Source organism: Streptomyces pratensis, from assembly GCF_037137275.1.
In the GTDB taxonomy this organism is placed as follows: Bacteria; Actinomycetota; Actinomycetes; order Streptomycetales; family Streptomycetaceae; genus Streptomyces; species Streptomyces pratensis_B.
Map to the genome: position 1 here is coordinate 418,463 of NZ_JBBBEN010000102.1, position 22,973 is coordinate 441,435.

Consider the following 22,973-nt stretch of genomic DNA (forward strand, 5'->3'; position numbering starts at 1 on the left):
CACCGGATCGAAACGCCTTCGAGACGCTGCCCGGGAGTGACGCGGCCCGGACGGGGAAGAAAGGGGGCAGAGAGGTGAAGAAGGGTCTGCGGGACCCCCAACGGCCCTCCTGCGTCACCCGTTCGGCGCACAGCAGATGTCACGGGCGGTCGATTCACCTGCGGGCAAGAGCTGTGGAGCGCTGCCCCTGGGAGCCTCTCGCGGCCTACTGTTGAGAGATGCGCCTGTCGTGCACGGCCGCTCGACGGGGCCGTGGCGCCATGGAAGCGGGCGCCACCGAGGGTCATCGGCACCGCCGGCTGTGAGAGGGACGGAATGAAACCGACCGAGAGCGCCGCCCCGGTGTCGCGGCTGCAGGGTTTCGTCGGCCCCACACCCTCCGTGGGCGCCGTCGTCGTGGGGATCGCCGGGTTACTGCTGGCGGCCGGGTTCTACCGGACCGTGAGCGAGGGCCACGCGCTCTTCCCGGACGGAGCGGTGGGCTGGTCCCTCGCCCTCCTCACCGGCATCATCGTCGGCCACCTGGTGGCGCTCGGCCGCGACCGCTGGTGGGGCGGCACCGGCTCAGGGGCCGCCCTCACCCTCGCCGTGCTGCTGCTCTACGGCTGGCTCCCCGCCGGGCTGGTGAGCCTGGCCGTCGTGGTGCTCGTCGGGACCGCCCGCAGACACCGCTGGTGGCAGGGGCTGCTGCACGGCGCGGTGGACATCCTCGGCATCGGGGCGGCGGCCCTCGTGCTGGCCGCCTTCGGCGAGGTGCCGACCGTCGAGAAGCCCTGGCAGCCACTCGACTGGGGGATCGCGGCCGTTCCGGAACTGCTCCTGACGGCGGCGACCTATCTGCTCGTCACCCGGGTCCTGCTGTGGTACGCGCGCGCCCCGCACAGCGGCGGACTGCCGACGATCGCCCGCACCGCGCTGCTCAGGCAGGGGCTCGTCGCGGTCGCGCTCCTCGGGCTCGCCCCGCTGATCTGCGCCGTCGCGATGTCCATGCCCCTGCTGCTGCCGCTCTTCGCGGTCCCGCTGATCGCCCTGGACTCCACACTCTGGATCGCCCGGGCCCGTGCGGAGGAGCAACTGCGCGACCCGCTGACCGGGCTGCCCAACCGGCAGTGGCTGCTGGAGCGGACCTGGGCGGCCTTGGAGGACGCGGAGAGCCTCGGCACCAGGTCGGCGCTGGTCCTGATCGACCTGGACCGCTTCCGCGCGGTCAACGACACCCTCGGCCACCTCGCCGGCGACCGTCTGCTGCTCCAGATAGCCGAACGTCTGCGACTCGCCCTGCCGCGCGGCGCGGAGGCGGCCCGGCTCGGCGGCGACGAGTTCGCCGTGCTCCTCTCGCACACCGACTCGACCACCAGCGCCCAGCAGGTCGCCCGCCGTCTGGTCGCCGAGCTCTCCTCGCCGCTCGACCTCGACGGGCTGACCCTCGTCCTGGAGGCGAGCGCCGGGGTCGCCGTCTACCCCGACCACGCGCTGGACGCCGAGGGCCTGCTGCGCCGGGCGGACGTCGCGATGTACCAGGCCAAACGGGACCGTTCGGGCGTGGAGGTCTACGAGTCCAAGCGGGACAGCAACACCCCCGACCGGCTCGGCCTCCTCGGGGACCTGCGCCGGGCCCTGGACGCGGGCGACGTCGAGCTGCACTACCAGCCGAAGGTCCGCTTCGACGGGCAGGTCGCGGGCCTGGAGGCGCTGGTGCGGTGGGTGCACCCGGAGCGCGGCCGGGTCCCCCCGGACGAGTTCATCGCCATCGCCGAGTCGTCCGGGCTGATGCCGCACCTCACGGAGTACGTCCTGGAGACGGCGCTGGCCCAGGTCGCCCGGTGGCGGGCGCAGGGCCTGTTCGTGCCCGTCGCCGTCAACGTCTCCCCGCGCGACGTGCACACCCCCGGGTTCGCGGGCGGCGTCGCCGCCCGGCTCGCCCGCCACGGTGTGCCCGCGGGAGCGCTCCAACTGGAGATCACCGAGCATGTGCTGCTGGAGGACCCGCAGCGCGCCGCCGACACCCTGGCCGGGCTCACCGCGCACGGGGTGAAGATGTCCCTCGACGACTTCGGCACCGGGTACTCCTCCCTGGTCCACCTGCGCCGGCTGCCGGTCAGCGAACTGAAGATCGACCGGTCCTTCGTGGCCCGGCTGGCCGTCGACCACGAGGACGCGGAGATCGTCCGCTGCACGATCGACCTGGCCCACTCGCTCGGCCTCGTCGTCGTCGCCGAGGGCGTCGAGGACGACGAGACCTGGGAGCGGCTGCGGGGCCTGCGGTGCGACGCGGTGCAGGGGTGGCTGGTGGCGGCCGCGATGCCGCCCCAGGAGACGACGGCCTGGCTGCGGGCGCGCGGCGAGCACGGCTGGCGGCGCCCCGCGGAGCTGAGGGCCCAGGCGGCCGCCGCCGCGGCGGCGACGAGGTCGGCCACCGGCCCGATGACCGGTGCGGCGGAGGCCGAGAGCCCCGCGCCGGGCCGGGCGGTCTCCGGGCCCGCCGGCGCCTGAGACCGCCCTGCGGAGCCCGCCGGACCGGGCGGGGGCGAGAAGCCGGACCGGGGCACGGGCGACGGGCCGGGCCGGGCCGGGGCCAGGACGCGGAGCCCGGCCGGGAAGGGCCGGGCGTGTGCCCCGCCCGGGCCGCCGGACGGCCCCTCGCCGACCGGAATCGGGGTGGCCCGATCGGGGCGGGGTATGCGGTCCCCCAGGACCCCATAGGATTGGGCCAAAACCGCACACCAACCCCTGAGGATCGCTGCATGCCTGGCATCACGCGCGAGGAGGTCGCCCACCTCGCCCGGCTGGCACGTCTGGAGCTGAAGGGCGAAGAGCTCGATCACTTCGCCGGTCAGCTCGACGACATCATCGGCGCGGTCGCCCGCGTCTCCGAGGTCGCCGACCAAGACGTACCGCCGACCTCCCACCCGCTGCCGCTGACCAACGTCATGCGGGCGGACGAGGTCCGTCCGTCGCTCACCCCCGCGCAGGCGCTCTCCGGCGCCCCGGCCCAGGAGCAGCAGCGTTTCAAGGTGCCGCAGATCCTGGGGGAGGACTAACCGCCATGACGGACATCAGCACCATCATCAAGCTCACCGCGGCGGAGATCGCCGCGAAGATCGCGTCCGGCGAGCTGACGGCCGTCGAGGTCACCGAGGCCCACCTGGCCCGGATCGACGCGGTCGACGAGAAGGTCCACGCCTTCCTGCACGTCGACCGCGAGGGCGCGCTGGCCCAGGCCCGCGCCGTGGACGCGAAGCGGGAGGCGGGCGAGAAGCTCGGCCCGCTCGCCGGCGTCCCGCTCGCACTGAAGGACATCTTCACCACCAAGGACATGCCGACCACCGTCGGTTCCAAGATCCTTGAGGGCTGGGTCCCGCCGTACGACGCCACGCTCACCCAGCGGCTGCGCGCCGCCGACGTCGTCATCCTCGGCAAGACCAACATGGACGAGTTCGCCATGGGGTCCTCCACCGAGAACAGCGCCTACGGCCCGACCGGCAACCCGTGGGACCTCACCCGCATCCCCGGCGGCTCCGGCGGCGGCTCCTCCGCCGCCCTCGCCTCCTACGAGGCCCCGCTCGCCATCGGCACGGACACCGGCGGCTCGATCCGCCAGCCCGCCGCGGTCACCGGCACGGTCGGCGTCAAGCCCACCTACGGCGGCGTGTCGCGCTACGGCATGGTCGCCTTCTCCTCCTCCCTCGACCAGGGCGGGCCCTGTGCCCGGACGGTTCTGGACGCGGCGCTGCTGCACGAGGCCGTCGCCGGACACGACCCGATGGACTCGACGTCCATCGACGCCCCGGTCCCGCCGGTCGTCGAGGCCGCGCGCAACGGCTCCGTACAGGGCATGCGGGTCGGCGTCGTCAAGCAGTTCCGCGGCGAGGGCTACCAGGCCGGTGTGCTCCAGCGGTTCGACGAGTCGGTCGAGCTGATGCGCTCGCTCGGCGCCACGATCGTCGAGCTGGACTGCCCCTCCTTCGACCTGGCGCTCTCCGCGTACTACCTGATCGCGCCGTCCGAGTGCTCCTCCAACCTGGCCCGCTTCGACGCCATGCGCTACGGCCTGCGGGTCGGCGACGACGGCACGAGGTCGGCCGAGGACGTCACCGCGCTCACCCGTGAGGCCGGCTTCGGCGACGAGGTCAAGCGCCGCATCATCCTGGGCACCTACGCGCTCAGCTCCGGCTACTACGACGCGTACTACGGCTCGGCCCAGAAGGTCCGCACCCTCATCACCCAGGACTTCGAGAAGGCGTTCGAGCAGGTCGACGTGATCGTCTCCCCGACGACGCCGACCACCGCCTTCCCGATCGGCGAGCGCGCCGACGACCCGATGGCGATGTACCTCGCGGACCTGTGCACCATCCCCACCAACCTGGCCGGCAACTCCGCCATGTCGCTGCCCTGCGGCCTGGCCCCGGAGGACGGCCTGCCGGTCGGACTGCAGATCATCGCCCCCGCCATGAAGGACGACCGGCTGTACAAGGTCGGAGCGGCCGTCGAGGCCGCCTTCGTGGAAAAGTGGGGGCACCCGCTGCTTGAGGAGGCTCCGTCGCTGTGAGTGCCATGGCAAAGAAGGCCAGTAACTTCAAGAAGTCCAAGACCGGGCTGTACATCTCGCTCGGCAGTACCGCGTTCGGCGCGATCACCGTCGCCAAACAGGCGAAGCTCGCGCGCGAGGACAACGACGTGCTGCGTCTCGTCGACGCAGCGGTCTCCGCGGCCGCCATCGTCACCGGACTCGCGATCCTCTATCGCGAACTGAAGCGTCTCGGCGACGACGACGTTCTGCTGGGCTGAGAGGGAAAGTTTCACCGTGACTGTCACTGACCTGGTGTCGTACGAGGACGCGCTCGCGTCCTACGACCCCGTCATGGGCCTCGAAGTCCATGTCGAGCTCGGCACCAAGACCAAGATGTTCTGCGGCTGCTCCACGGAGCTGAAGCAGGACGCCAACTCCCAGACCTGCCCGGTCTGTCTCGGACTGCCCGGCGCGCTGCCGGTCGTCAACGAGATCGGCGTCGAGTCCGCCGTCAAGATCGGTCTCGCGCTGAACTGCGAGATCGCCCAGTGGTGCCGCTTCGCCCGGAAGAACTACTTCTATCCGGACATGCCGAAGAACTTCCAGACCTCCCAGTACGACGAGCCGATCGCCTTCAACGGCTACCTGGACGTCCAGCTGGAGGACGGCGAGGTCTTCCGTGTGGAGATCGAGCGCGCCCACATGGAGGAGGACACCGGCAAGTCGACCCACGTCGGCGGCGCCACCGGCCGTATCCACGGCGCGTCCCACTCCCTGCTCGACTACAACCGCGCCGGCATCCCCCTCATCGAGATCGTCACCAAGCCGATCGAGGGGGCCGGCGCCCGCGCCCCCGAGGTCGCCAAGGCGTACGTCGCCGAGCTGCGCGAGCTGATCAAGGCCCTCGGGGTCTCCGAGGCCCGCATGGAGATGGGCCAGATGCGCTGCGACGTGAACCTGTCGCTGCGGCCCAACGGCACCGAGGCCTTCGGCACGCGCTCCGAGACGAAGAACGTGAACTCGCTGCGCTCCGTCGAGCGGGCCGCGCGCTTCGAGATCCAGCGGCACGCGGCGGTGCTGTCCTCCGGCGGCACCATCGTGCAGGAGACCCGGCACTTCCACGAGGAGGACGGCTCCACCACGGCCGGCCGCATCAAGGACAACGCCGAGGACTACCGCTACTTCCCCGAGCCGGACCTGGTGCCCGTGGCGCCCGCCCGCGACTGGGTCGAGGAGCTCCGCAAGGGCCTCCCCGAGCTGCCCCGGCTGCGTCGGGCGCGCCTCAAGGAGCAGTGGGGCGTCTCCGAGCACGACATGCAGTCCATCCTCAACGCGGGCGCGGTCGACCTGATCGTCGCCACGACGGAGGCGGGCGCCCCCTCGGACCAGGCCCGCAAGTGGTGGATGGGCGAGCTGGCCCGTAACGCCAACGAGACCGGTCGCGGCCTCGACGAGCTGCCGATCACCCCGGCCCAGGTGGCCCGGGTGGCCGAGCTCGTCGCCGCGGGCGACCTCAACGACAAGCTGGCGCGCCAGGTCATCGAGGGCGTCCTCGCGGGCGAGGGCGACCCGGACGCCGTCGTCGAGAAGCGCGGCCTGAAGGTCGTCTCCGACGAGGGCGCGCTGTCCACGGCCGTGGACGAGGCCATCGCGGGCAACGCGGCCATCGCGGACAAGATCCGCGGCGGCAAGGTCGCGGCGGCGGGCGCGCTCGTCGGCGCGGTCATGAAGGCCACCCGCGGCCAGGCGGACGCGGCCCGCGTGCGCGAGCTGATCCTGGAGAAGCTCGGCGTCGAGGGCTGACCGCCCGCCCCCGCCCCCGTCAGGGCCCGGTCGGACTTTCCGGTCCGGCCTGTCGGACGTTCACCACCGGGCTGGGCGCAGTCCTTCCCCCCGCCACCTGGTCTGGCTAGCTTCCGGGCTGTGACCACCGGAACCAGGAGGCCCCTTTGACCACGGACATGTCACGGCGACGGCTCTTCGCGCTGAGCGGCGGCGCGCTCGGCGCCGCGGCGGCCGGATCGTTTCTGCCGCCCTCGCTCCAGGCGGCCCTCGCCGCGCAGCCCGCCCACACGGGGTCCGGCCGCGGAGGGCTCGAAGCCATTGAGCATGTGGTGATCCTGATGCAGGAGAACCGTTCCTTCGACCATTACTTCGGCACCCTGCGCGGTGTACGCGGCTTCGGCGACCGCAACGCGATCGAGCTGCCCACCGGCGGCACGGTGTTCGAGCAGCCGAGCCCCTCCGGCTCGGTCCTGCCCTTCCCGGTGCGCGAAGCGGCCGAGGCGCAGAAGAAGGACCTCCAGTACATCGGCGCGCTGGACCACTCCTGGAACGGCGGTGCGAAGGCCTGGGGCGGCGGCTGGATGAACGGCTGGGTCAGCGCGAAGACCGCCGCGACGATGGCGTACTACGACCGCCGTGACATCCCGCTCCACTACGAGCTGGCCGACACCTTCACCGTCTGCGACGCCTACCACTCCTCGGTCCACACCTCCACCAGCCCCAACCGCAACCACCTGTGGAGCGGGAAGACCGGCTTCGAGGCGAACGGGAAGCGAGCCGTCGGCAACGACGCGTACAGCGAGGGCAGCCACCCCGGCTACGACTGGTCCACCTACGCCGAGAGGCTGGAGGACGCAGGCCGCAGCTGGCGCACGTACACCGAGTGGGAGAACTTCACCGACAACCAGGTCGAGTTCTTCGCCTCCTTCAAGGCCGTCGCGCGCAAGGCGCTCGCCCGGACCGGCGGACACACCTACATGGAGGCCTTCTACGCCAAGGTCCGTGGCGCCTCCGCAGCCGAGCGGGAGCGGCTGCTCGGGCTGCTGGAGGAGGGCGTCGCCACCCTCACCCGGCGCGAGCGCAGCCTGTTCGAGCGAGGGCTGCGCCGGGTGGAGAGCGGCACACTGGCGGACGAGTTCGCCAGGGACGTGGCGGCCGGGACGCTGCCGGAGGTCTCCTACCTGGTGCCCTCGGCCATCGACTCCGAGCACCCGAGCGTCTCCTCGCCGGTGCACAGCGCCACGATCCTCTACAAGGTCCTCGACGCGCTCGGCAACCACCCCGACGTGTGGCGGCGCACCGCCGTCCTGATCAACTACGACGAGAACGACGGCTTCTTCGACCACGTCCCGCCGCCCGTCGCGCCCCCGGAGGTGACCGAGGAGCGGTGGGACGGCCGTCCCACCGGGCTCGGAATCCGGGTGCCGATGCTCGTCGTCTCACCGTGGACCGTCGGCGGGTACGTCTGCTCCGAGGTCTTCGACCACACCTCGGTCATCCGCTTCCTGGAGCGCTGGACCGGTGTGCGCGAGCCCAACATCAGCGCATGGCGGCGCCGCGTCACCGGCGACCTCACCTCCGCCTTCGACTTCGCCCGGTCCCGGCGGCAGCCCGCCGTGGAGCAGCCCGGGATGATACCGCCCTTCGGGGGGCGCTGGCAGCCCAAGCCGCCCGCCGTGCAGAAGCCGCCGGTGCAGGAGCCCGGCGCGCGCCCGGCGCGCCCGTTGCCCTACCAGCCCGACGCCCAGGCCGGCAGGGCCGAGGGCGGTCTGCGGGTGGAGCTCTCCAACACCGGCCGTTCCTCGGCGCACTTCACGCTCTACCCGTACGCCGGGGAGTTCCCGGCCCCGCAGCACCGGGACGTACGGGGTTCGGCGCACTGGACCGTACCGCTGGCGGGGGACGCGTACCGGTTCACCGTCACCGGACCGAACGGCTTCCGGCGCGAGTTCGCCGGGCCGGCCGACGGGGGCGCCGAGCTCGCCACCCGGATCGACGTCCGCGACCGCGACCTCCACCTCACGCTGCGCAACACGGGCCGCCGCACCCTGACCTTCCTCGTACGGCCGCTGGGCTATGTCGACGAGGACGACCTGCGCGACTGGACCCGCCGGATCACGGTCAAGCCGGGCCGCAGCAGAAGGATCGTGCACTCCGCGGCCGACGCCCACGGCTGGTACGACCTCGCCGTCACGGCCGAGGGGGAGAGCGGCTTCCACCGACGGCTCATGGGGCACATCGAGAACGGCCGCGCGAGCGTGTCGGGCTGACGCCACGGGCGGGAGCGGAGCGTCACAGGGCCCGCTGTGTCGCGCACGGCTCACTGGCCATGCCTGTGACCATCGCCACGAAAGGGACAAAGGATCACTTTCGGGTGGCAGAGTGGCGCTCTCAGGTCATGAGACGTTTGCGGGCAGATCACGTCATCTGCGGGTAAAGGTCCACGAACCCGCAGGGAGCTCGTCCGTTGGCTGCCATCGCCCACTGGTGCATCAGGCACCGTCTCGTCGCCGTGCTCATCTGGCTCGCCGCACTGGGCGGCACCGCCGCCGCCGCGGGCTTCGCGGGTTCCGCGTACTCCAACGACTACGAGGTTCCGGGCACGGAGTCCGGCCGGGCCGGCGAACTCCTCTCCCGCGGCTTCACCGACCTCGGCGGCGACACCGACACCGTCGTCTGGCACACCACCGGCTCCACGGTCGAGGCCGCCGACGTCGAGCAGACCATGACCAGGACGCTGCACGCGATCGAGGAGCTGCCCGGCGTCGGCGGGGTCACCAGCCCCTACGGAGCAGCCGGGGCCGGCCGGATCAGCGAGGACGGCCACACCGCGTACGCCACAGTCGTCCTGGACCGGCCGGCCGACGAGATCCCCGTCGCCCAGGCCCAGGCCCTGGTGGACACCGCGAAGGCCGCCGAGGCCGACGGGCTCCGGATCGAACTGGGCGGGACGGCCGTCGCCCTCACCGAAGCCCCCTCCGCGCACATCGCCGAAGCCGTCGGCGTCGCCGTCGCGGCCGTCGTCCTCTTCCTCGCCTTCGGCTCGCTCGCCGCCAGCCTGCTGCCCATCGCCACCGCCCTGGTCTCCGTCGGCACCGCCCACGCCGGCATCGTGCTGCTGGGCCACGCGATGACCGTGGCGGACTTCGCCCCGATGCTGGGCATGCTGATCGGGCTCGGCGTCGGCATCGACTACGCCCTGTTCATCGTGACCCGGCACCGCAGAGAGCTGCGGCGCGGGATGCCGGTGGACGAGGCCGCGCGAAACGCCGTCGCGACCACCGGGCGCGCTGTCGTCTTCGCAGGGGCCACGGTCTGCATCGCGCTGCTCGGCATGCTGATCCTGCGGCTCGGCTTCCTCAACGGCGTGGCCATCGCCGCGTCGCTCACCGTCGTCCTGACCGTCCTGGCCTCGGTCACCCTGCTGCCCGCCCTGCTCTCCCTCATCGGGGACCGGGCCCTCAGCCGCCGCGAACGCCGGCAGCTCGCCGAACACGGACCGCGGCCCGAGCCGCCCACCGGCTTCGCCGCCCGTTGGTCCGCCTTCGTGGAACGTCGCCCCAAGCTGCTGGGCGGCATCGCGGCCGTCGTCATGCTCGTGCTGGCCCTGCCCGCCCTCGGCCTCCACCTGGGCACCTCCGACCAGGGCAACAACCCGGCCACCGCCACCACCCGGCAGGCCTACGACCTGCTGGCCGACGGCTTCGGACCGGGCGTCAACGGGCCACTGACCGTCGCCGCCCACCTCGACGGGGCCGACGACAGGCTCGCCCTGGACGCGCTGCCCGAGCGGCTGCGCGCCACCGACGGCGTCGCCTCTGTCAGCCCGCTCACGTACAACAGCGGCGGCGACACCGCCTTCCTCACCGTCGTCCCCGACACGGCCCCCCAGTCGCGCGACACCAGCGAGCTGGTCGACCGCATCCGTGAGGACGTACTGCCGCGGGTGCAGGACAACACGTCCCTCACCGCCCACGTCGGCGGGATGACGGCGAGCTACGACGACTTCGCCGAGATCATCGTCGGGAAGCTGCCGCTCTTCGTCGGCGTCGTCGTCGGGCTCGGCTGCCTGCTGCTGCTCCTGGCCTTCCGGTCCATCGGCATCCCCGTGAAGGCCGCCGTGATGAACGTGGCCGCCGTCGCCTCCTCCTTCGGCGTGGTCGTCGCCGTCTTCCAGTGGGGCTGGGGCAGCGAGTTCCTCGGCCTCGGCAGCGCCGGGCCCATCGAGCCCTTCCTGCCCGTGATCATGGTCTCGGTCCTCTTCGGCCTCTCCATGGACTACCAGGTCTTCCTGGTCGGCCGGATGTACGAGGAGTGGAGGGAGACCGGTGACAACCGCCGCGCGGTCCGGGTCGGCCTCGCCGAGACCGGCCGGGTGATCAACTCCGCCGCCGTCATCATGATCTCCGTCTTCCTCGCCTTCGTGCTCAGCGGCGACCGGGTGATCGCCATGTTCGGCATCGCCCTGGCCACCGCCGTCGCCCTGGACGCCTTCGTCCTGCGCACCCTGCTGGTGCCCGCCCTGATGCACATGCTCGGCGGCGCGAACTGGTGGCTGCCGGGCTGGCTGGACCGCCGGCTGCCCCGGATCAGCATCGAGCCGCCCGACCGGGCGGCGCCGCATGCGAAGATCCCTGGGGCCCGCGCGGACGACGGGAGCCGACCGGCGGCCGAGCGGGCCCACCGGTCCCGGCAGTCGGAGAAGGAGCACGATGTTCGCCATATCCCTGGGTGATGACCAGGCTGAGCTGCGCCCGCTGGAGCCCTGGCAGGCCGAGGAGTTCCTCGCCCACATGGACCGGGCCCGGGAGCTGGTCGATCCCTGGATTCCGTTCGCCGGCTACGCCACCGACCTGGCGTCGGCCCGCGCCCTGCTCCAGCGGTACGCGGACAAGCAGGCGGCGGACACCGGGCGGCTGTACGGCATCTGGCTGGACGGCGGCCTCGTGGGCGGCGTCCTCTTCCAGACCTTCGACGCGGCGTCCGGCAACTGCGAGATCGGCGTGTGGCTGGAGCCCGCCGCCCAGGGGCGCGGCCTGATCACCCGCGCCGCCGAGCGGCTGATCGACTGGGCGGTGTACGAGCGCGGCATGCACCGCGTGGAGTGGGACGCCTCCCCGGGGAACACCCGGTCGATCGCGGTGGCCAAGCGCCTGGGCATGACCCGCGACGGCGTGCTCCGCCAGAGCTATCTGTACCGCGGCGAGCGGCACGACTCGGAGATCTGGTCCCTCCTCGCCCCGGAGTGGCGGGCCCGCAGGGCCTGAGGCACAGCGCCGAGCGGGCTCCCGTCCCCCTCCGCCCGGCGCCCGGCGCCCCTGCCGGGCGGCGCCGGCCCCTCTGGGCCCGCGCCGCCGCGACGGCGGGCGCCGCCCTGGGCGTACCGCGCCTCCCGAGCGCCCGTCGCCTTCCTCGCCCCGCCGGACCGGCGGATGAGCCGCCCCGGAGAGCGGTCCGAGGCGTGCCGCGCGTGGCGGGTACGCCGCTCCGCCCACCCGCAGACGCGGCACGGGGCCCTCCTGGGGCACGAGGAGCTCTTGCCTAAGGCCCGGCGGCCCGTGAAGATGCGGCACTCGCCCGATGCGGCCGACCCCTCTGGCCGACGACAGTGGACACCCAGCGACCACCGGGCCCGGCTTGCCGGACAGCCCCGACAGGGCCGCTGCCACGACCGGAGAACCAGGGAGCAGCCATGTACGCGTACGAGCTCTACCGCACCACCTCCGCCGAACTGATCCGCCGGGCCGACGCCGAGCGCGAGGTCGGCCGTGCCCGCCGCGCGCTCCGGGCCGCCCGCCGGACCGGGCGCGGCGACCCGAAGGGGCGGGTGGTCAAGGACCGCGCCCGTTTCGTCCCCGCCGCCTGACGGTGATCCGACCGGGGGCGGCCGCCGCTCCCGGGCCCGCGCCGGGAGCCGGGCCCGCGCCGGACTCCACGTTCGCGCGCGGCTTCCGCCGACGCCCCGGATGCCGTCGGCGCCCCGGCCTCGCGGTGCCGGCGGAATCCGGGGCGGGAGCGTCCCGGCCCGGCGGGACGGGAGAAGAGACCATGATCACTCAGGGCGGCACGGGGCCCGCTCCCTCGCTCGCGTATGCGATGCTCGGCGGCGTGGAGACCAGGTCAGTCAGCCCCGTGTTCGTCGGACGGGCCGAGGAGCTCGCCTCGCTCACCGGGGCGCTCGCCCGAGCCGTCGGCGGTGTTCCGCAGGCCTTGCTGATCGGCGGTGAAGCGGGCGTCGGCAAGACCCGCCTGGTCGAGCAGTTCGTCGCCGCCGCGCAGCGGTGCGACGTCGTCGCCGCGGTCGGCGCATGCGTCGAGATCGGCGCGGACGGGCTGCCGTTCGCGCCCTTCCCCACCGCTCTGCGCGCCCTGCTCCGGGCCCTGCCGGAGGAGATGGCCGCCGCCTGCGCCGGACAGGAGGGCGAGCTGGCCCGGCTCCTGCCCGAACTGGGCGAGGTCCACAAGGACGCGACCGACGAACACAGCATCGCCCGCCTCTTCGAACTCACCGTCCGGCTCCTGGAACGGATATCCGCCGACCGGACCGTGGTCCTGGTCCTGGAGGACCTCCACTGGGCGGACGCCTCCACCCGGCACCTGCTCTCCTACCTCTTCCGCACCCTGCGCAGCGGCCACCTCATGGTCGTCGGCACCTACCGCGCCGACGACCTCCACCGCCGCCACCCCCTGCGCCCGCTCCTCGCGGAGCTGGACCGGCTGCGCACCGTCACCCGCGTCGAGCTCGGCCGGTTCAGCCACGAAGAGGTGGGTCGCCAGCTCGCCGGCATCCTCGCCGAGGCCCCGGAGGCCGGCCTCGTCGACGAGATCTTCGACCGCTCCGACGGCAACGCCTTCTTCGTCGAGGAGCTCGCCCGCTCCGTGGAGTGCTGCGGCGACAGCTCAGGGCTCTCCGAATCGCTCCGCGACCTCCTGCTCGTCCGGGTGGAGGCGCTCCCGGAGCACGCCCAGCGGATCGCCGGGATCGTCGCGGAAGGCGGCTCCTTCGTCGAGCACGAACTCCTCGCCGCCGTCGCAGGGCTCGGCGAGGAGGACCTCAACGAGGCGCTGCGCGCCGCCGTCGGCGCGAACCTGCTGCAACCCGCGCCCGACAGCGACGGCTACCGCTTCCGCCACTCCCTGGTCCGCGAGGCCGTCAGCGACGATCTCCTGCCCGGCGAGCGCACCCGAGTCAACCGGCGATACGCCGAGGCGCTGGAGGCCGACCCCTCCCTCGTACGGGCCGACGAACGCGCCACCCGCCTCGCCAGCTACTGGTATGCGGCCCACGACGCGGCCAAGGCACTGCCCGCCGTCCTCCAGGCCGCCGTCGAGGCCCGGAGACGCTATGCCTACTCGGAGCAACTCAGGCTGCTGGAGCGGGCGATGGAGCTGTGGGACGACGTGCCCGACGCCGTGCGCGCCACCCTGCGCCCCTTCGACTACGCGGAGGTCTACCCGGCGGCAGGCTGCGACCCGGAGCACACGCCGCTGCGCTACCTGGACGTGATGGCCGAGGCCACCGTCGCCGCCCGGCTCGGCGGCGACCGCAAGCGCGCCCTGGCCATCTCCAAGAAGGCGATGCGGGTCCTGGACCCCGACGGGGACCCGCTGCGCGCCGCCTGGTTCTGGGTGCAGCGCTCCCGGCTGACGCAGGGCCTGGACCGGGGCGACGGCTGGGAGGAGCTGGCCACCGCCCAGGAGCTGGTACGGGGCCTGCCGCCCTCCGCCGTGCAGGCCGACGTCCTGACGAATGTGGCCAGTTGGCGGGCCCTGCACCAGCCCGGCCCGCAGGCGCTGGCCGACAGCGACCGTGCGGTGGAGTACGCCCGGCTCGTCGGCGACGAGTACATCGAGCTGCACGCCCGCCTCACCCGCGGCTGGCTCGCCGCGGACGCGGGCGGCGTGGAGGACGGGCTGGCGGAGATGTACGCCGTCCGGGACCGCGCAGAAGAGCTGCGCCTGGTGCACCTCCTGGGCCGGGCCAGCATCAACCTGCCGTCCTCGCTCGAAGCGATGGGCCGCTCGCTGGAGGCCGTGGCCGCCGCCGACCACGGCATCGAGGTCTGCCACCGCCACGGCCTGGCCGACTCCGGCGCCTGGGTGTACGCCAACCAGGCGCAGTCCCTGTTCTCCCTCGGGCGCTGGTCGCAGAGCGAGAACGCCGCAGAGGCGGCCGGCCGCCTGGCCCTCTCCCACAAGTCCAAGGGGCTCGTCGCCGTCCGCCGCACCGAACTGGCCATCGCACGCGGGGACATCGCGGGCGGGGAGGAACAGCTGGCCCTGACCCGGAAGTACTTCGGGCTGCGCGATCCGCAGCCCCAGCACCTGATCACCCCGGCCCGGCACGCCATGCTGCTGGCCGCGGCGCAGGGCAGGATCGCCGAGGCACGCGCCGTCTTCGAGGAGATCGCCGGGCACGGCTTCCCGCCCGGGACCCAGCGTTACGCCCTGCCGCTGTTGCAGTCCGCCGCCACGATCGAGGCGGACGCCCGCGGACTGCCCGCCGCGGAACCGGAGCGACCGGCGATGCTCGCCATGATCCGCCGGTATGTGAAGAACCTGCCGATGCTCGTCCCCGTGTGGGCCGCCTACGGACTGTTCATCGAGGCGGAGCTGGCCCGTGCCGAGGACGCCGACACCCCTGCGCACTGGGCTCGTGCCGCTGAGGCCTTCGGCCCTCTCAGCCGCCCGCACGAGCTGGCGCAGGTCCGCCGCCGCTGGGCCGAGTCGCTGCTCGTCGCCCCCGGCGACCGGTCCACCGCCACGGCTCTGCTGCACCGGGCCCACACGGCTGCCCGGCGACTGGGGGCCCGCCCGCTGGCCGAGGCGGTCGAGCAACTGGCGTCCAGGGCCCGGATCGCCCTGGGCGCCTCCGGCGCGGCTCCCGGCGACGGCGGCGTCGTCCACCCGGCCGTCCTGAGGGACGCGTCCGCCGGAGGAGACCCTTCCCCCGCCGGGCGGGAGCAGCCGCCGGCCGAGGAACAGGACCCCGCCATCGCGGCCCTCGCGTCCTTCGGGCTCACTCCGCGGGAACAGGACGTGCACCGGCTGGTCGCGGCCGGGCACACCAACCGCCGGATCGCCGAGGAACTCTTCATCTCGCCGAAGACCGCGAGCGTGCACGTCTCCAACATCCTGGCGAAGCTCGGCGTCTCCAGCCGGGGTGAGGCGGCGGCCCTCGCCCACCGCCTGCGGCTCTACCCGGCCCCGTGACGCCGGCCACCGCACGCGCCGCGTCCCAGACCCCACCCGGCGGCCGAGCCGGCCGGGCCCGGCGCGACCGGCGGCTGCCCCGTCTGCCTACGGCGGGGGTCCCTCGTCATCCGGGCGGTCCGGCTCTGCGGCGGGCCTCTTGGGACGGGGCCGGTCGAGCACGGCGTCCTGCTCGGGGGCGGAGTGCCCCATGCGCCCAGGACGAGGCTCCGAAGCGCCGTCCGCCTCCGGAGCCGGTTCGGCGTCCGCGGCGCGCACGGTCACCTTCCCCGACGTCAGGTCTATGGGGCCCCGGCCCGGCTCGCCGACGCCGAGATCCACCCGGCTCAGCTCCAGCCGCTTCTGCTCGTCGGAGACGTGCTTGCGCCCCGGGGCGAAGAGCTCCTCGAAGAAATTGAACACCGACCGTGCTCCCTCCGACGTCCTGCTCGGGCGAGGCGGCTACTCCACCTCCACCAGAAGGATCTTGTCGTCCCCCGGCTTCGGTGCTCGGCGGCCGTCCGTGTTGCTGGTGACCAGCCACATGCGGTCGCCCCCCGCACTCACCACCGTGCGCAGGCGCCCGTGCTTCTCGTCGAGGAACGACTGGGGGTCCGCCAAAGGTTCCGCGCCGGCGTCGCCGGACAGCGGAATCCGCCAGAGCCGCTCACCGCGGAGCGCGGCCATCCAGATCGACCCTTCGGCGAACGCGATCCCGCTGGGCGAGGCCTCGGAGGTCCGCCACTGCGCCACGGGGTCGATGAACCCCTCCTCGCCCGCCTCGCCTTCGGCCTCGGGCCAGCCGTAGTTGCCGCCGGGCTCGATCAGGTTCAGCTCGTCCCAGGTGTTCTGGCCGAACTCGGACGCCCACAGCCGCTTCCGCGCGTCCCAGGCGAGCCCCTGCACGTTGCGGTGCCCGTACGAATACACCACCGAGTCCGCCTCCGGGTTGCCGTGCACCGGCTCCCCGTCGGGGGTCATGCGCAGGATCTTGCCCCCCAGCGACTCCTTGTCCTGGGACAGGCCCGTGTCACCGGTCTCGCCCGTGCCCGCGTACAGCATCTTGTCCGGGCCGAAGGCGATCCGGCCGCCGTTGTGGATGGAACCCTTGGGAATGCCGCGCAGCACGGTGTCCGGCGCGCCCAGCTGTCGGCCCTCCGGGCGTTTCTCGTCGTACTGCATCCGTACGATCCGGTTGTCGGACGTCGTCGTGACGTACGCGTACACCAACCGGTCCGCACCGAACGTGGAGGGGACGGCGAGCCCGAGCAGTCCGCCCTCGCCCGCCGGAGACACCCCGGGCACCGAGCCCAGCAGCGTCTGCTTCCCGCTCTCGCCGTCCACCCGGTGGACGGTCCCCTCGTCCCGGGAGGAGACCAGCAGGTCACCACCCGGCAGTACGGCGAGCCCCCAGGGGGTCTTCAGACCGTCGGTCAGCGTCGAGACCACCTTCGCCGACCCCTTGGCGGGCGGCCGGTCGGCCGCCCGGCTCGGGGAGACGGGGGAGGCGGAGTCCTGCGAGGGGGCGGCGGAGTCGGACCGCTGCCCGGGGGCGCCCCCGTCCGCCCCCTCGCCGGAACACGCGGCGGTCAGCAGCAGGGCGGCCGACGCCAACGCGGCCACCACCCCCCTGCGCACCGCGGGGGACGGGAGAGATCCGAACACAGCACGACGCACGGAAGCGATCCTTTCGACGGCGGTCCGACTCCTCGTTCCCGCACCGCGGCCCGGCAAGGAGTCCTGGACGCGACCATTCTCCGGCCGCGCACCCGGTCCCACGATGACACGGACGCTCCCGCCCCGGGCGGACCCCGGCCCCGGCCTCCACGAAGACCTGGCGCGCGCCCGCCGGCATCGGCACGGTCCCGCCCGGCGCCCTCGCCGCCCCACCTGGCCTGGCACGCGCCGATCTGCCCTGGTCCGACCTGGTGCGACCCGACCCGACCCGACCCGACCCGCCCTGACCCGACTCGACCCGAACGGCCTGACCCCGCCCCGCCCCGACGCGCCACGGCCCGGTGCCCGCCCCGCCGGCCGACGGCGGTCTTGCAACCGCCCCGCTCCGCAACGCGGACGAGCGCTTCACGCCTCCCGCGGCGTTCAGTCCCACGATCCGCGCGCGGCGTTCAGTCCCACGATCCGCGCGCGGCGGGCAGCCCGGCGATCTCCGCCAGGTCCCGGGCGTCCAGGGCCACCGTCGCCGCCCCGGCGTTCTCCACCGCCCACCGTTCCCGTTTCGCCCCCGGCACCGCCACCACGTGCGGACCCTGGCGCAGCACCCACGCCAGCGCGACCTGCGCCACCGTCGCCCCCCGCCGCTCCGCCACGCGCCGCAGACCGGCCACCACGGGCTGGTTCGCCGCCATCATCTCCGCCGTGAACCGCGGATGCCTGGCCCGCAGGTCCTCCGGCTCGAATCCCCGGCCCGGCTTCAGCGTCCCGGTCAGATAGCCGCTGCCCAACGGCATCGCGGCCAGCAGCCCGACTCCGCGCGCCCTGCACCAGGGCAGCAGTTCGGTCAGCGCCTCGCGCGACCACACCGACAACTCGGCCTCGACGGCGCTGACCGGGAACACCTGCTGGACGCGCTCCAGCTGCCGGATCGTTCCCTCATGCAGACCCGCGCCCGACCGGCGCGGCGGCCGCGCCCCCACCGCGCACAGCCCCAGCGAACGCACCTTGCCCGCCGTCACCAGATCCGCCATCGCCCCCCAGGTCTCCTCCACCGGCACCTCGGGGTCGGCCCGGTGCAGTTGGTAGAGGTCGATCACGTCGGTCTGGAGCCGGCGCAGCGAGGCGTCACAGGCCCGCCGCACATATCCGGGCCGCCCGTTGGAGACGATGTGCTGATCACCCACCAGCAGACCGCACTTGGTCGAGATGAACGCCTGCGACCGGCGGCCCTTCAGTGCCCGCCCGACCAACAGCTCATTGGTGAACGGGCCGTACATGTCCGCGGTGTCGAGCAGTCGGACGCCCGCATCGAGTGCCGCGTGCACCGTCCGCAGCGAACGGTCGCCGCGCTGCTGCGACGCGCTGTAGCCCCAGCTCATCGGCATACAACCCAGCCCGATCGCGCCCACGGCAAGCCCGGCCGCCCCGATAGTCCTGCACTCCAACTCCCCGAACCCTCCCCTAGGGTGTCGCTCCCGCCGTCACGGGCGGGCTCCCTCCCGTGATCACGGGGCCGCGCCGCACCCAAAAGTAACCTCTGCCCGTGGCGTGCCTCCGCGCAGCCGCCCTGGAGCGCTCGCACGGCCTTCGCATAGCCTCCTGCACATGACTGCGACGACCGCCGACGTATGGCTCCCCTTCCCGGCCGAGGAGATCGACGGGCTCCCCGAAGGCCTCAACTACCTCCTCTGGGACGGAGAGCCGGACTTTCCCGGTGACCCGGCCGACTGCGCCTACTACGTCGTTCCCTATATGAAGGGGCCCGAAGTGGCGGTGCGCCCGCTCGCCTCGATGAGCGCCGTCCAGGTGGTGCAGACGCTCTCCGCGGGCATCGACCACGTGGAGCCTGGCCTCGGGCTGCTGCCCGAGGGCGTCCGGCTCTGCAACGCCAGGGGCGTGCACGAGGCGTCCACCGCCGAACTGGCGCTCGCCCTCGTCCTCGCCTCCCTGCGCGGCTTCCCCGGATTCGTCCACGGCCAGGACGCCGAGGAGTGGCGGTCCGGCTTCTACCCCGCGCTGGCCGACAAGTCCGTCCTCATCGTGGGGTACGGCTCCATCGGCTCGGCCGTCGAGGACCGGCTCGCCCCCTTCGAGTGCGCGCGGGTGGCGCGCGTCGCGCGCTCCGCGCGGACCACCGCACGCGGCCCCGTACACGCGCTCGACGACCTGCCCGCGCTGCTGCCCCGGGCCGACGTCGTGATCCTCACCACCCCGTTGAACCCGTCCACACAAGGGCTGGTGGACGCGGACTTCCTCGCCGCGATGCCGGACGGCGCGCTCCTCGTCAACATCGCGCGAGGCGGAGTCGTGGACACCGAGGCCCTGCTGTCCGAACTGGAATCCGGGCGCCTGCGGGCCGCGCTCGATGTGACCGACCCCGAACCGCTGCCCGCAGGCCACCCCCTCTGGCATGCTCCGCATGTCCTGATCACGCCTCATGTGGGTGGAAGCACCTCGGCGTTCGAGCCGCGCGCCAAGCGGTTGCTGGCTGCCCAGCTCACCCGTTTCGCGGCGGGGGAACCGCTGCGCAACGTCGTGCGAACCACCGGCTGACCCACCCCGAACGGCCGCGCCGAGAGCGGAATCGGATGCACGCAGTGCCGCCCACCTCGCATTTCGTCACGGAGCGTAGAGGTGCTATGGCCCTGAGTGACGGATCTGGTGTATCGTCCGGACCAGGGGGCTGCGCCGTGGCAGAGACGGCGCGGGGGGAGCATCGGAACGCTAGGGGGCGACGGGCGATGTGCTGGCCATGGAGAGACGATCCGACGTGGGGAAGCGGGCGGCAGAAGCCGCCCGCTCCGACGGAGCGCGGCATCTGCGCGTGGCCGGATCACGGCCCCGGGCGGACGCCGACGGCACGGGCGCCGCGACCGCGGGCCGGGCGCTCCCGTGCGGACGCCGCCGCGCCCCCGGCCCAGCGGCCCCCGTGCCCGAGCGGTCCGGGCCGGGGAGCCCTCCGGTGAGCGCGTTGGCGGCCCTGCTCTCGCCGCGGTCCGCCTCCGGCAGCGCGGGCATGCGCTCCCGGCTCCTGCTCGGCGCCGTCTGCGCGGGGTATTCCGTGGGCGCCGCCGTCGGCTGGGGGTCACCCCGACTGGCTCTGGTGATGGGGGACTTCGGCCTCGCCGTGGCGGCGCTGATCGCCGCCGTCTCCTGCTTCCTCTACGCCCGTGCCGGCGCGGGCCGCATGCGCCCCGCCTGGCTGCTGTTCTCGCTCTCCTCCCTCATGGCGGCCTGCGGGAACGCCGTCTGGGGCTGGTACGAAGTGGTCCGCGGCGTCCCCGTGCCGACCCCCTCCCTCGCCGACCTCTTCTTCCTCTGCTTCGCGCCGCCCGCCATCGTCGGTCTGCTCGTGCTGGCCAAGCGCCCGGTCACCCGGGCAGGCTGGGTCTGCCTTGCCCTGGACGCCTGGCTGATCGGCGGCTCCCTGCTGACGCTCGCCTGGAGCCTCGCCCTCGCGCACACCGCGCCCATGGCGGGCCTCCAGGGCGCGAGCGTCGCGCCCGCGGCCCTTTCCCTGGCCTACCCGCTGCTCGACATCGTGCTCGTCTCGATGGTGCTCGCCCTGCACTTCCGCCGGTCCGGCGTCAACCGCTCCGCGGTGAACACCGCCATCGCCGCCCTGGCCCTGACCGTGCTGAGCGACGCGGTGTTCACCTCGCCGCTGCTGCGCTCCACCTACCACTCGGGCGACCTGCTCGACGCGGGCTGGTTCGCGGGGTCACTGCTCCTGGCCTACGCCCCGTGGGGCCCCCGGAACGCGGCCGGGGGCGCCGACGGCCCCGCACTCCCGGGCGCCACCGCCAGCCGCCCGATCGCCGGTTCGCTGGCCGCACTGACCCCCTATCTGGCCGCGGCCGTCTGCACCCTGGGCATCCTCCACAGCGTCGTCCAGGGCCGCAGGGTGGACCGGGTCGTCGTCCTCACCGGCTGCGCCGTCGTCCTGGCGCTCGTCGTCCGCCAGGGCATCATGCTCCTCGACAACATCTCCCTCACCCAGGAGCTGGCCCAGAAGGAGAACCACTTCCGCTCCCTGGTGCAGGGCTCCAGCGACGTCATCATGATCGCCGCGCCCGACGGCACCCTGCGCTACGTCAGCCCTGCCGCCGCCGGCGTCTACGGACGGGACGCGGAGGATCTCGTCGGCTCCGCGCTGTCCTCGATCATCCACCCGGAGGACCTCGGCCGGGTGGTCCACGAGCTGCGGCGCTTCCTCGCCGCCCCGCCGCGCGAGCAGCCCACCACCCGTATCGAGTGCCGCTTCCGCTCCGGCGACGGCGACTGGCTCAACGTCGAGTCCACCGTCAACCGCCACCAGGGCGGCCTGCTCCTCAACAGCCGGGACGTCACCGAACGCGTGAGGCTCCAGGCCCAGTTGCAGCACAACGCCGAGCACGACCCGCTCACCGACCTGCCCAACCGGGCCCTGTTCACCGCCCGGGTGCGCCAGGCCCTCGACGGCCGACGCTCCTGCGACCCCGGCACCGCCGTCCTCTTCATCGATCTGGACGGCTTCAAGGCGGTCAACGACACCATCGGCCACCAGGCGGGCGACGAACTGCTCGTGCAGGCCGGCCGCCGCCTCCAGGAGTCCGTCCGGGCCGGCGACACCGCGGCCCGGCTGGGAGGCGACGAGTTCGCCGCGCTCATCATCGGCGACGGCGCCCACGACCAGGGGGCCCGCGAGTACCAGGTCCACGAGATCGCGGAGCGGCTGCGCCTCACCCTCTCCCAGCCCTACCGGATCGGCCCCAGCGAGGTCCGAGTGGCCGCGTCCATCGGGGTCGCCTTCGCCGAGCCCGCCATCAGCCCCACCGATCTCATGCGCAACGCGGACCTCGCGATGTACCGCGCCAAGGCGGGCGGCAAGGACCGGGTCGAGCTGTACGCCCCCCAGATGCAGGCCGACGTCGTACGCCGCTCCGAGCTCGCCGCCCGGCTGCGCACCGCGCTGCGCGAGGGCGAGTTCGCGCTGCTGCACCAGCCCGTCGTCCACCTCGCCAGCGGGTCCGTGGCCGCCGTGGCCGCCCAGGCCCGCTGGCGCTCCGCCCAGGGCATCCTGTTCACTCCCGCCGAGTTCCTCCGGGTCGCCGACGACGACGACCGCACCGCCGAGCTCGGCCGCTGGCTCCTCCAGGAGGCCGTGGCCCAGGCCGCCGAGCGCGCGCGAGCGGGCCACCCCGTCTCCGTCTCCGTCCGGCTCTCCGCCGCACGGCTGCTGGACACCGCTCCGCCCTTCGGCTCCATCGAGGCGCTGCTGACCCGGCACGGCCTGCCCTCCGGCGCCCTGATGATCGAGGTGGCCGACAGCGATCCGCGCGTCTCCTTCGACGCCCTGGAGCAGCGGCTCGTGGCACTGCGCCGACTCGGCGTACGGATCGCGCTCGACGGGTTCGGCAGCGGCTTCGCGGCGATCAACGCCCTGCGTCGGCTCCCCATCGACGTACTGAAGCTGGACCGGAACCTGGTCGAGGGCGTGGTCGAGTCCGCCAGACTGCACAAGATCACCAGCGGGTTGCTGCGCATCGCCTGCGACCTCGGCCTCCAGTCCGTCGCCGACGGCGTCGACATCCCCGAACAGGTCCTCGCCCTGCGCGCCATGGGGTGCACGCACGGCCAGGGCATGGCCTTCTCCGGGCCGCTCGACGAGTACCGGCTGCGACGGGCGCTGGTGCGCGGGGAGTTCCCCGTGCCAGGCGTTCCGAGCCCCCGGCCGGTCATGGCGGGCGGCTCGATCCCCCTGCTCGCTGGATCACATGCTGAGACGCCCGTCCCACCTACTTGACACGTCATGCGTGCCGGAGAGATGGTC

15 protein-coding genes are annotated in these 22,973 nt (G+C 73.3%); 12 read left to right on the forward strand and 3 right to left on the reverse strand.

Translation table 11 applies throughout. The features are described 5' to 3' along the window. Positions 1 to 315: 315 nt before the first annotated feature. The 10 genes from V9U70_RS28950 to V9U70_RS28995 all read left to right on the forward strand — a co-directional run bounded on the left by V9U70_RS28950 (position 316) and on the right by V9U70_RS28995 (position 15,508). Entirely contained in the window at positions 316 to 2,493 is a 2,178-nt protein-coding gene (locus V9U70_RS28950; RefSeq protein WP_336680037.1) for a putative bifunctional diguanylate cyclase/phosphodiesterase, read from the forward strand. Positions 2,494 to 2,744: 251 nt separating this feature from the next. Then, entirely contained in the window at positions 2,745 to 3,041 is a 297-nt protein-coding gene (gatC, locus tag V9U70_RS28955; RefSeq protein ID WP_003966094.1) for an Asp-tRNA(Asn)/Glu-tRNA(Gln) amidotransferase subunit GatC, read from the forward strand. A gap of 5 nt (positions 3,042 to 3,046) precedes the next feature. Beyond that, complete coding sequence (gene gatA / locus V9U70_RS28960) at positions 3,047 to 4,549, forward strand: Asp-tRNA(Asn)/Glu-tRNA(Gln) amidotransferase subunit GatA (protein WP_336680039.1); 1,503 nt, start codon at positions 3,047 to 3,049, stop codon at positions 4,547 to 4,549. A gap of 5 nt (positions 4,550 to 4,554) precedes the next feature. After that, a complete protein-coding gene (locus tag V9U70_RS28965; protein ID WP_336680144.1) occupies positions 4,555 to 4,788 on the forward strand; it encodes a hypothetical protein in 234 nt (77 codons plus the stop codon). Positions 4,789 to 4,804: 16 nt separating this feature from the next. Continuing rightward, positions 4,805 to 6,313, forward strand: coding sequence for an Asp-tRNA(Asn)/Glu-tRNA(Gln) amidotransferase subunit GatB (gene gatB, locus V9U70_RS28970; protein ID WP_336680040.1), 1,509 nt, complete (start codon positions 4,805 to 4,807; stop codon positions 6,311 to 6,313). Positions 6,314 to 6,459: 146 nt separating this feature from the next. After that, entirely contained in the window at positions 6,460 to 8,565 is a 2,106-nt protein-coding gene (locus V9U70_RS28975; RefSeq protein ID WP_336680041.1) for a phosphocholine-specific phospholipase C, read from the forward strand. A gap of 197 nt (positions 8,566 to 8,762) precedes the next feature. Continuing rightward, the gene (locus tag V9U70_RS28980; RefSeq protein ID WP_336680043.1) at positions 8,763 to 11,030 is read left to right on the forward strand and encodes an MMPL family transporter; all 2,268 of its coding nucleotides are present in this window, start codon (positions 8,763 to 8,765) and stop codon (positions 11,028 to 11,030) included. Next, entirely contained in the window at positions 11,008 to 11,562 is a 555-nt protein-coding gene (locus V9U70_RS28985) for a GNAT family N-acetyltransferase (RefSeq protein WP_336680044.1), read from the forward strand. Before V9U70_RS28980 ends, V9U70_RS28985 begins: the two co-directional genes overlap by 23 nt. 425 nt (positions 11,563 to 11,987) lie before the next feature. Next, positions 11,988 to 12,161 (forward strand): hypothetical protein, encoded by a 174-nt coding sequence (locus V9U70_RS28990; RefSeq protein ID WP_336680045.1) that lies wholly within the window; start codon positions 11,988 to 11,990, stop codon positions 12,159 to 12,161. 182 nt (positions 12,162 to 12,343) lie between these two features. Beyond that, positions 12,344 to 15,508, forward strand: a complete 3,165-nt coding sequence (locus V9U70_RS28995) for a helix-turn-helix transcriptional regulator (RefSeq protein WP_336680046.1) — start codon at positions 12,344 to 12,346, stop codon at positions 15,506 to 15,508. Positions 15,509 to 15,595: 87 nt separating this feature from the next. On the opposite strand, the gene V9U70_RS29000 is transcribed toward V9U70_RS28995, so the two are convergent. The 3 genes from V9U70_RS29000 to V9U70_RS29010 form a co-directional block, all read right to left on the reverse strand. Continuing rightward, positions 15,596 to 15,910, reverse strand: coding sequence for a DUF6191 domain-containing protein (locus V9U70_RS29000; protein ID WP_336680047.1), 315 nt, complete (start codon positions 15,908 to 15,910; stop codon positions 15,596 to 15,598). Positions 15,911 to 15,949: 39 nt separating this feature from the next. Continuing rightward, positions 15,950 to 17,164 (reverse strand): PQQ-dependent sugar dehydrogenase, encoded by a 1,215-nt coding sequence (locus tag V9U70_RS29005; RefSeq protein WP_336680048.1) that lies wholly within the window; start codon positions 17,162 to 17,164, stop codon positions 15,950 to 15,952. Positions 17,165 to 17,613: 449 nt separating this feature from the next. Continuing rightward, entirely contained in the window at positions 17,614 to 18,570 is a 957-nt protein-coding gene (locus tag V9U70_RS29010) for an aldo/keto reductase (RefSeq protein WP_336680146.1), read from the reverse strand. A 196-nt stretch (positions 18,571 to 18,766) separates the two neighbouring features. Between V9U70_RS29010 and V9U70_RS29015 the strand changes: the two genes are divergently transcribed. Both V9U70_RS29015 and V9U70_RS29020 read left to right on the forward strand, forming a co-directional pair. Beyond that, on the forward strand, positions 18,767 to 19,714 hold the full coding sequence (locus V9U70_RS29015; RefSeq protein ID WP_336680050.1) for a 2-hydroxyacid dehydrogenase: 948 nt from the start codon (positions 18,767 to 18,769) through the stop codon (positions 19,712 to 19,714). A gap of 409 nt (positions 19,715 to 20,123) precedes the next feature. Beyond that, a complete protein-coding gene (locus V9U70_RS29020; protein ID WP_336680051.1) occupies positions 20,124 to 22,946 on the forward strand; it encodes a putative bifunctional diguanylate cyclase/phosphodiesterase in 2,823 nt (940 codons plus the stop codon). Positions 22,947 to 22,973: the final 27 nt, after the last annotated feature.